Annotated in this window: 10 protein-coding genes; 3 read left to right on the forward strand and 7 right to left on the reverse strand. The window is 34.6% G+C overall.

Going from position 1 to position 8,922, the window contains the following annotated elements; genetic code table 11:
• The first annotated feature begins 140 nt into the window (after window positions 1-140).
• Entirely contained in the window at window positions 141-1,016 is an 876-nt protein-coding gene (locus FTU39_RS13310) for an SDR family oxidoreductase (RefSeq protein ID WP_078081115.1), read from the forward strand.
• A gap of 91 nt (window positions 1,017-1,107) precedes the next feature.
• Window positions 1,108-2,277 carry an ATP-binding cassette domain-containing protein gene (locus tag FTU39_RS13315; protein ID WP_179989164.1) on the forward strand — a complete coding sequence of 390 codons (1,170 nt, stop codon included), beginning with the start codon at window positions 1,108-1,110 and terminating at the stop codon, window positions 2,275-2,277.
• Between the two features lie 125 nt (window positions 2,278-2,402).
• Here the strand turns inward: FTU39_RS13315 and FTU39_RS13320 are convergent, their stop codons facing one another.
• The 6 genes from FTU39_RS13320 to FTU39_RS13345 form a co-directional block, all read right to left on the reverse strand.
• Window positions 2,403-3,107: an IS6-like element IS1008 family transposase gene (locus FTU39_RS13320; protein ID WP_043963410.1), complete on the reverse strand. Its 705-nt coding sequence runs from the start codon at window positions 3,105-3,107 to the stop codon at window positions 2,403-2,405.
• A 241-nt stretch (window positions 3,108-3,348) separates the two neighbouring features.
• Window positions 3,349-4,149 carry a DUF2310 family Zn-ribbon-containing protein gene (locus FTU39_RS13325; protein WP_114237944.1) on the reverse strand — a complete coding sequence of 267 codons (801 nt, stop codon included), beginning with the start codon at window positions 4,147-4,149 and terminating at the stop codon, window positions 3,349-3,351.
• A gap of 136 nt (window positions 4,150-4,285) precedes the next feature.
• Complete coding sequence (locus tag FTU39_RS13330) at window positions 4,286-4,624, reverse strand: hypothetical protein (protein ID WP_114237945.1); 339 nt, start codon at window positions 4,622-4,624, stop codon at window positions 4,286-4,288.
• 1,083 nt (window positions 4,625-5,707) lie between these two features.
• The gene (locus FTU39_RS13335) at window positions 5,708-6,073 is read right to left on the reverse strand and encodes a RepB family plasmid replication initiator protein (RefSeq protein ID WP_218944957.1); all 366 of its coding nucleotides are present in this window, start codon (window positions 6,071-6,073) and stop codon (window positions 5,708-5,710) included.
• Between the two features lie 39 nt (window positions 6,074-6,112).
• Entirely contained in the window at window positions 6,113-6,817 is a 705-nt protein-coding gene (locus tag FTU39_RS13340; protein WP_043963410.1) for an IS6-like element IS1008 family transposase, read from the reverse strand.
• Between the two features lie 245 nt (window positions 6,818-7,062).
• Window positions 7,063-7,422: a surface-adhesin E family protein gene (locus tag FTU39_RS13345; protein ID WP_179989163.1), complete on the reverse strand. Its 360-nt coding sequence runs from the start codon at window positions 7,420-7,422 to the stop codon at window positions 7,063-7,065.
• A 171-nt stretch (window positions 7,423-7,593) separates the two neighbouring features.
• Here FTU39_RS13345 and FTU39_RS13350 point away from each other — a divergent pair, with 171 nt between their 5' ends.
• Window positions 7,594-7,788: a type II toxin-antitoxin system RelE/ParE family toxin gene (locus FTU39_RS13350; RefSeq protein WP_050595110.1), complete on the forward strand. Its 195-nt coding sequence runs from the start codon at window positions 7,594-7,596 to the stop codon at window positions 7,786-7,788.
• Window positions 7,789-7,882: 94 nt separating this feature from the next.
• On the opposite strand, the gene FTU39_RS13355 is transcribed toward FTU39_RS13350, so the two are convergent.
• The gene (locus tag FTU39_RS13355; RefSeq protein ID WP_031946098.1) at window positions 7,883-8,677 is read right to left on the reverse strand and encodes a hypothetical protein; all 795 of its coding nucleotides are present in this window, start codon (window positions 8,675-8,677) and stop codon (window positions 7,883-7,885) included.
• Between the last annotated feature and the right edge of the window lie 245 nt (window positions 8,678-8,922).

Here is an 8,922-nt window from a genome sequence, read left to right on the forward strand (position 1 = left end):
TGATACCATTTTTCTTTATACTATCACTGAGGCAGGTTGGACATTTGATTGCTAGAGTTATTTGCATTTCTCTATTTTATCAAAATCCAATCGGCTTTTTCTTCAGCATACTTTTTGAAACACTACCGAGGAGATTATTTATGACATTTAATAACAATGAAAATACACGTGTGTGGTTTATTACAGGTGCAAGCAGTGGACTAGGATACGAATTCACAAAAAAAGCATTGGAGTCAGGAGAGAAGGTTGTTGGTGTTGCTAGAAATATTGAAAAACTGAATGAGTTAAAATGCCAGTTTGAAGGAATGTTACTTCCTTTAAGTCTTGATGTTACTGATAGAAGTGCTGTTTCGACTACAGTGGAAACTGCCATTAAACATTTTGGAAGACTCGATATTGTCATTAACAATGCAGGGAATATGGTAATGGGAATGATTGAAGAATTTAGTGAAGATGAAGTTAGAAGCCAAATGGAAACTAATTTCTTCGGTACAGTATGGGTAAGTCAAGCTGTTATGCCGTACTTGCGGGCACAAGAATCAGGTCATATTATCCAGATATCTAGTATTGGTGGACTGATTAGTGGTCCAATGTCGGGAATCTATAGCGCTAGTAAATTTGCTTTAGAAGGATTTAGCGAGGCTTTAGCACAAGAAGCTGCACATTTTGGTATAAAAGTATCTATCGTAGAACCTGGAGGTTACTGGACGAATCTATACTTAAAAATGAGTTTTACTACACAGAAAAAAGAGTATGATTCATTACGTGAAAAGTTGGCCCAACAATATTCAAACGAATCGGTGGATAGTGATCCTAAGTTAGCCGCCGAAGCTATAATGAAACTGGTTAATAGTGAGAATCCGCCTCTCCGATTAGTTCTGGGAAGCCTTGTATATGATTTAGCTGTTGAAAATGCAGAAAAACGTATATTTACATGGAAAGAGTGGGAATCAGTCAGTCGTTCTTCGGAACATGGGATTCCTGCACCAGAAGGATACGGAATAATTGAGGAATAGAAACCCTAAGAAATAAACTCTCTAAACTACAAAAACTAATTAATGATTTAATATGTTTATTAACTTAATCGCTAGAAAGGGAGGCGATTGTATGGAATTGATAAAAATGAGAGGAATAGAAAAATATTTTGGAGGCAAGCTTCTTTTTACTTTTGATAAATTAACTGTTTTTAAGAACGATATTATTGGTGTAGTCGGGTTAAACGGAAGTGGAAAAACGACGTTGTTGGAGATCATTAACAATGATATAGCTCCTGACAAGGGAAATGTTGAGGTTAAGGGAGATATCTCTTATTATAAACAATTCGGTCAATACCACGAATCAGTAGATTCTTGGCAATTGAAAGAATTTCGCTCCAGCTCAACAATATCTGAAGGTTGGTTCAGTGGTGGGGAAAAAACTCGTTTACGTTTAGCTGAGACTTTTTCTAAGAGTAGTTCAATACTTTTACTAGATGAACCAACAGCGAATTTAGATACTAAAGGGATTCAATTGCTAAAGCGAAATTTAGGAAAATATAACACAATGATGATTATTAGCCACGATACAAATTTATTAGATGAATTGTGTAATCGAATTATTGAGATTGACAACAATACCATTAACTGTTTTGACGGGAATTATACTGCATATAAACAGCAGAAGGAACATCAAATTCACACTGAGAAAAGAGAATATGAAAATTATCAAGCAAAGAAAAAGCAACTAGAGGAAGCTTATTTGCAGAAAAAAAGGCAAGCTGAAGCGATAACAGATAAGCCAAGGAATATGAGTAATTCTGAAATTAGAGCTAGAAGTTTCATATCTACTTACAAGTCTTTTGGAGGGCGACAAAAAGCAATAGCAAAGCAAGCAAAAGCCGTGCAATCACGAATAGAGCAGTTAGATGTAAAAGAACAAGTCGAAGAACAGGCAAATATTCGAATTAATTTTGAGCTAACAAATCCCCCGAAAAATAAAATATTAATTCGTGGTGAAGAAGTAACTTTTGGATATGATAATCATTTGATTTTTAATCATGCCTCTTTTGAAATCCGAAACAAACAAAAAGTTGCTGTATTGGGGGATAATGGAAGTGGTAAATCTACTCTTTTTTCTTTAATCAGAAATAAGTATGAAGGGATCTATGCTGTACCGAAATTAAAAATTGGTTATCTGTACCAAGAGTTTGAAAATTTGCAGCCAGATAAAACTTTACTGGAGTCTGTCTTGTCTGACAGTGTACAAGAAAATCAGGTGGTGTTTCAAAAAGTATGCTGACATTAAATGAAGCCATTATTGATGTAAAAAAAGGTTAAGTCGAAAGCTTTAAAATGGTTTTCAATCTTTTTTGGGCACTGTTGCAAATAGAGATTTGAGTCGATGATGTTCCCTTTAAAAAGTGCTTAGAGACCGAAAACCCTGTTGATTAGACACACTTCACCCTGAGGCTGACCATAATAAAATGACGATGCTTGTCCTTTACGTAGTGCACGCATGACTTCAATACCTTTAATTGTGGCATAAGCAGTCTTCATAGATTTGAATCCTAATGTGGCCCTGATGATTCGCTTTAACTTACCATGATCACATTCAATGACATTATTTTTATACTTAATCTGCCTGTGCTCAATATCTACTGGACATTTTCCTTCTCGCTTTAACCGTGATAAAGCATGGCCATAGGTCGCTGCTTTATCTGTATTGATGACCCGTGGAATTTGCCATTTTTTCACCGTATTGAAGATCTTTCCTAAAAAACAATAGGCTGATTTACTGTTCCGTCTAGCGGAAAGGTAAAAGTCAATCGTATGACCACGTTGATCAACTGCACGATACAGGTAAGTCCATCGCCCCTTCACTTTGATATAAGTCTCATCCATATGCCATGAATGTAAATCTGTAGGGTTACGCCAATACCAGCGTAACCGTTTTTCCATTTCTGGAGCATAACGCTGAACCCAACGATAAATTGTACTGTGATCCACATTTATGCCTCGTTCAGCGAGCATTTCTTGAAGTTCACGATAGCTGATGCCATATTTACAATACCAACGAACAGCCCAAAGAATGATTTCACCTTGAAAGTGCCGACCGTGGAAGGGATTCATCTGCTGTATCTCGAAATAAATAAGATATTTAGCTTATCATGTCAGCCTATTTGCAACAGTGCCTTTTTAGGTGGTTCCGCTAGGGTATACTGAAAATAAACTTGTCCTGTACCTGATTCCAGTAAAACACTCTCCGAAAATATCGAGACGATTCACGGTTGGTTACAGATAGTTTGGGTGTTATTTTTATCTCTATGCTTGATAGGCTTTATGAGCTTACCACAAATAATTTTTCATTCGGTCAGTCCTCGCTTTCATCCGACCAATTTTGACTCAACTCACTCACCAAACGACTCTCATCGCATTTAAAATCAATATAGTGATAGGTATTGGCAGGCAATAGCCAATCCTGCCCTGTCAGTGGACATTTTTGTTCCATATCTTCTGCCTGTGTCCAATCACGGTAATTCATTAGAAAATAATAGGTGGGTACACCTGTGCTTTGTTCAATGATACGGCACAATTCTCGACCTATTTTGCTATGCTCAGAATTGGGATTTTGCATTTGCTCTAAGGCAAAGGCTTCACTTACTGGTTGAGAACCAAGCCACAAACGATATAACGCTTCAGCCTGACGATACCATGACCACACATTATCATAACAAGGGTGATCAGGTTGGGTATATGGGATTTTATATAGAGGAATACCTTGTAAGGTTACTCCATCTAGTAAAGGCGAACTCCAGCCCCAACGCAACATGTAAAATTCAGATTGCGTTGGTACGGCATAACGGGGAAGAGGATAGTCATGGTCTTCTCCGATATACAAGGTTTGAATGGGTTTACCTGCTAACTGTTCGATTTTATTGTGCATTTCTTGGGCATAGCTGTTCATATTTTTACGGTCAAGGGCATCCATTTCAGGACACACCACAGTCACGCGAGTAATATCATTTTGGCTAACAGCTAAATGATGGTTACGGGGTAATATTTGTCCGTTGCCTTCTAAATTTCCTAAATAACAAAATACATCATGGTCGTGGCTATCATCATCTTCAGCGATACCTGTATATTGGGGTATGATAATATCAAAGGCGTGCATTTTTATATCTCATGCTTAATTTATATTAAATATATTTGGGGATGTTGCTGTTGAAATTGGTTAAAGTGCTGTCTTGTAGTGTCAATTTAACCTATACCGTCAATGCCGTACACTCTAAATATTAATAATACTTAAACTACTTGATATTATAACTATAATTTTTCTTATCATATTTACCGAAATAAGGAACAGCTACATCCTTATGCACTGTATTATTACTATCAGTATATGTAATTACTATAGAGTCTTCGGTGTCAGAATATTTTATAGGATACTTAAATGATTGATTAGGAGATAAATTACCTATATTTTCTGATTTATTAGTGGTTTTATAAGTTAAATTAACCTTAGTTATATCTTCGGAGGTTTTGTTATTTATAATTAGCATCCCTTCTGATTCACTTTGACTGGAACAAGCCACAGTAATTAATGCACTTAAGCTAATTACATACAGTTTTCTTATTGAGATCTTCACGAGCCAAACCTTTAGTTATTTTATTTAATACAAAATAATTCTATGCAAGAAATGCCACTCTCAACTTCTTAAGCCTATTGGAATGGCTGTATTACAAGAATTGTAAGTTTAATATTGAAAGTCTAACCTTCGTAAAATAAATGATTTAGCGAAAAAAAGTTGAGAGTTAAGCATAAAATGGAATCTTATTTTTCACCAAAGGAATTAGAAGATGTTAAAGAACCATTAGTTATAACTTTCATTTTGAGACTACCCTAAATTCTGTGTAACTATCTAGTTTTCTAAAATACTTCTTAAATTTTGTCAAAATGGCTTTATTAGCTCGAAAAACTAACTTTCTATACACCATGAAGTACACCGCGACTACCTAAATAACTCAATATACCAATATCATTAGCCTACAGCCTAAGGTTCTAGTCCTCACTAGGGTACCGAAGCAGTGAAATTGGTTTGCCATAGGCATACTAATCAGAGTATGAAAAAGAAACTCCTCTCTCTGCAAATTCTTGATTGAAAACACTAAGAACCTTCATACTAAAAGTATAATAAATAAGTACTAGCCTTTCTATTATGGTGATGTCGTTCATATTCCAAGATATTCTCCGATCATCTAATAACCCCTCCCAACTAGGATCGTTTATTTTAGGTATAGATTGACTGCCGTAAGAAGGTATTTGATCAACTAAATGACGCATATCATCGAGTTTTTGATTTGATAGGGGTTACCCCAGAATTTGGAGAAAATAGTACGACAAGGAATTTTGTCGACTAATTAATTTATTAAAATCAAAGATTTATATTTTTATGCTTTGCCTGTCTGCTAGAGATTGGCAACATGCAATTTAATTGAAAGATTTTTAACGAAGTTCTTAAATAACAACTACATAGAAGTAAATAAATGTACTTACCGCCCTATAATTTCCGTTTTCTGTGCTGACCCCTAATATAGCAGTTTTTCACTGAATAGAACTCAGATAACTTATCATTTGGTGATAGTCAGAAGCCTTTATTCCCTTAAAATAATTTTTGTTTTTGATATCAAGGACTACTTCTACCACAACCTGTAAACAGCGAATAAAAATCTTAAAATTTAAACCCTAATTTCGATAAGAAGGGTAAATATACTTTCTGCTTTTCACTATCTAATAATGCTTCAGCAATTTGTTCAGCAAACACATCGTAACTTCGACCTGCTTGCCCTTGTGCCAAATACGATGCCTCATGTAATTGAGATATTTTTTTAGCGAAGGCAAAGCGTTGATTATCGGTCATGGTTATAAACATATCTACTGTATGTGGATCACGCTCTGTCTTTTCAGCTTTTACCGTTTTGGGCTTGGTTCTTTGTTTAAATTTAAAGGTAAATCCTGTAATAGTGCGACCTTGCTTGTGTTGCTCATATTCAGCAATAATATCCGTGTGTTCGTTAATTTGACGGCACTGTTGCAAATAGAGATTTGAGTCGATGATGTTCCCTTTAAAAAGTGCTTAGAGACCGAAAACCCTGTTGATTAGACACACTTCACCCTGAGGCTGACCATAATAAAATGACGATGCTTGTCCTTTACGTAGTGCACGCATGACTTCAATACCTTTAATTGTGGCATAAGCAGTCTTCATAGATTTGAATCCTAATGTGGCCCTGATGATTCGCTTTAACTTACCATGATCACATTCAATGACATTATTTTTATACTTAATCTGCCTGTGCTCAATATCTACTGGACATTTTCCTTCTCGCTTTAACCGTGATAAAGCATGGCCATAGGTCGCTGCTTTATCTGTATTGATGACCCGTGGAATTTGCCATTTTTTCACCGTATTGAAGATCTTTCCTAAAAAACAATAGGCTGATTTACTGTTCCGTCTAGCGGAAAGGTAAAAGTCAATCGTATGACCACGTTGATCAACTGCACGATACAGGTAAGTCCATCGCCCCTTCACTTTGATATAAGTCTCATCCATATGCCATGAATGTAAATCTGTAGGGTTACGCCAATACCAGCGTAACCGTTTTTCCATTTCTGGAGCATAACGCTGAACCCAACGATAAATTGTACTGTGATCCACATTTATGCCTCGTTCAGCGAGCATTTCTTGAAGTTCACGATAGCTGATGCCATATTTACAATACCAACGAACAGCCCAAAGAATGATTTCACCTTGAAAGTGCCGACCGTGGAAGGGATTCATCTGCTGTATCTCGAAATAAATAAGATATTTAGCTTATCATGTCAGCCTATTTGCAACAGTGCCCTATAAAAAGGGAGCTTTAGAGACTGTAAATAAAACTGTATTTACACAGAATTATTTACACCCTCGTGTGACAGTGCCGCCCTAAATTAAATAACAAATTTTTTCTATCTTTACTCTTGAATTGTCATTTAGATCAGGATAACTACAATAATTCTCTGATCCCCCAAATCTCTCAAGTTTTTCTAATATTTTCCTGTACATACCTCCCTTTTAAGCGTATCTAGATTTGTATTTGGAATTATATATTCTTCTTTTGTAGGTTCCATAGCTATTGGATCACCTGTTACTTCTTTGTACATAACTCCTCCTAGTCTTCGGAATTTTTCTTGTTCGCAATCTATCTCATATAGAACTGTTGACCTATTCTTCTCCTCTTTAAACTCGGTTTCTACCCAAGCTCTTGTTATTTTGGGATTCTTTGTACTATTTAATTTTATAATTTTAGATTGATAATTTGCATTATCTATAATTATTTTTGCAAATATATTTTGAGCATTAAGAACCATTACGCTGATTAATGTAATTTTTAATAGTCTTTTCACCTACTTAGTCTCTTTAAAGCTAATTTCCAGAAATATACTTATATTATTTCTGTTGTTCAATTTATTTTTTAATTTAATAATTTTAAATGGGTTAAATGGGTAAGGACACACAAATGGGAAAAACTCCCTGTTGCTATACGAGATCAATTTAAGAAGTAACTAGCCAAAGTCATAGAGCAGCCACATATTCCAAAGAATATGCTGAGAGGCAATCTTGCAGGTTGCTATAAAATTAAATTATTAAAAGCTGGTGTCAGACTTGTCTATCAATTTAAAGATGATCAGGTAGTTATCTTGCTCATCACAGTCGGGAAACGAGCTGATAGCATAGTTTATGACGAAGCTAAAAAGCGTATTAAAGACTAAAAATGGGAGCTTATAGCTCCCATTTTGAATGGGTTCTAACATTTTGACTTTGCATAGCACCTATTATATTAATTTTAGGAATACTTAAGTTTAGTTAAGAACAATAGTCTTGTTTAAATCTTGAATAAGGAACATTTCTACGTTGTGTTAGATCTTTCCCTTTTAAATCATTGGCTAATTTATCTGATAATTCTTCACTAGATTTTATTTTGTTTGGAACCCATGAATAAGCATGTCTAGGTAAAATTTCAAAAAGATTAGTCATACCAGGTACATAAGAATACTTAAATTGAGTATAAACTTGATCATAGAATCCCTTACAGATTCTATCATTTTCTTTTGAAACTAAATTTCTATTCATAGATGTTGAGAAGTCATATAAGCTCCCATTTTTGTATTCATAATCATATTTTTTCCCAGTTTTAGGACTTTGGCTTGATGTTATTTTTATACCTGAATTAAGCTCTGAAATAGTAATATCTAATGACTCTTTGAATTCAATAGTTTCAGATTTAATTAATTTTGCTAGATCGTTAAACTCATATATAAAATAATGGCTTTCTGGGCTACTCATACCAAACCATGCGCCACATGTACTTGTTACAACATAAGTATTCTGCTGTTGCTTATATATCTTTTCTAAGATTTCACATTGTGGGTCGATCTCACTAATAAAACCAGCATTTCTATTATTGTTCTCAATAGAAAATGGATACTGTTTTACATATAACTCACTGTATTTATTTGTTATTTTATATAAACCAATATTTTCTGGATAACCTTCATTATTTTTTATAAATTTGAATGGCTTAACTTCAATGGCATACGCAACACTACCAGCCATTATGAGAATATTTAGTAGAAATATTTTAGAAAGAGGACTTTTCACTTTAAATACCTTATAAGTTTAAATTATAAAGTAATTTTAGCTACTAATTAAAAAAAAAGGTGAAATATTCAATTATTAATTGTCCATTTAACATAATGGATATTATACGAAGTACACTTGTAACTCCAAAATAGAAATGTCCGGTTTCTCCAAAGTAAAAATGTCCGCTTTTAGAATATGCGCTGTTGCAATTTTCTTAGCGGACGGTTTGATATGTTGGTGTCTATGTCGGATAAAGAACTTAA

Origin of the sequence: Acinetobacter sp. YH12099 (assembly GCF_013419195.1) — a bacterium.
Lineage (GTDB): Bacteria > Pseudomonadota > Gammaproteobacteria > Pseudomonadales > Moraxellaceae > Acinetobacter > Acinetobacter towneri.

What these genes read in the sequence shown, in the direction of transcription:
- FTU39_RS13310 (WP_078081115.1), top strand. Translation starts at nt 141, where the DNA reads ATGACATTTAATAACAATGAAAATACACGTGTGTGGTTTATTACAGGT.
- FTU39_RS13315 (WP_179989164.1), top strand. Translation starts at nt 1,108, where the DNA reads ATGGAATTGATAAAAATGAGAGGAATAGAAAAATATTTTGGAGGCAAG.
- FTU39_RS13320 (WP_043963410.1), bottom strand. Translation starts at nt 3,107, where the DNA reads ATGAATCCCTTCCACGGTCGGCACTTTCAAGGTGAAATCATTCTTTGG.
- FTU39_RS13325 (WP_114237944.1), bottom strand. Translation starts at nt 4,149, where the DNA reads ATGCACGCCTTTGATATTATCATACCCCAATATACAGGTATCGCTGAA.
- FTU39_RS13340 (WP_043963410.1), bottom strand. Translation starts at nt 6,817, where the DNA reads ATGAATCCCTTCCACGGTCGGCACTTTCAAGGTGAAATCATTCTTTGG.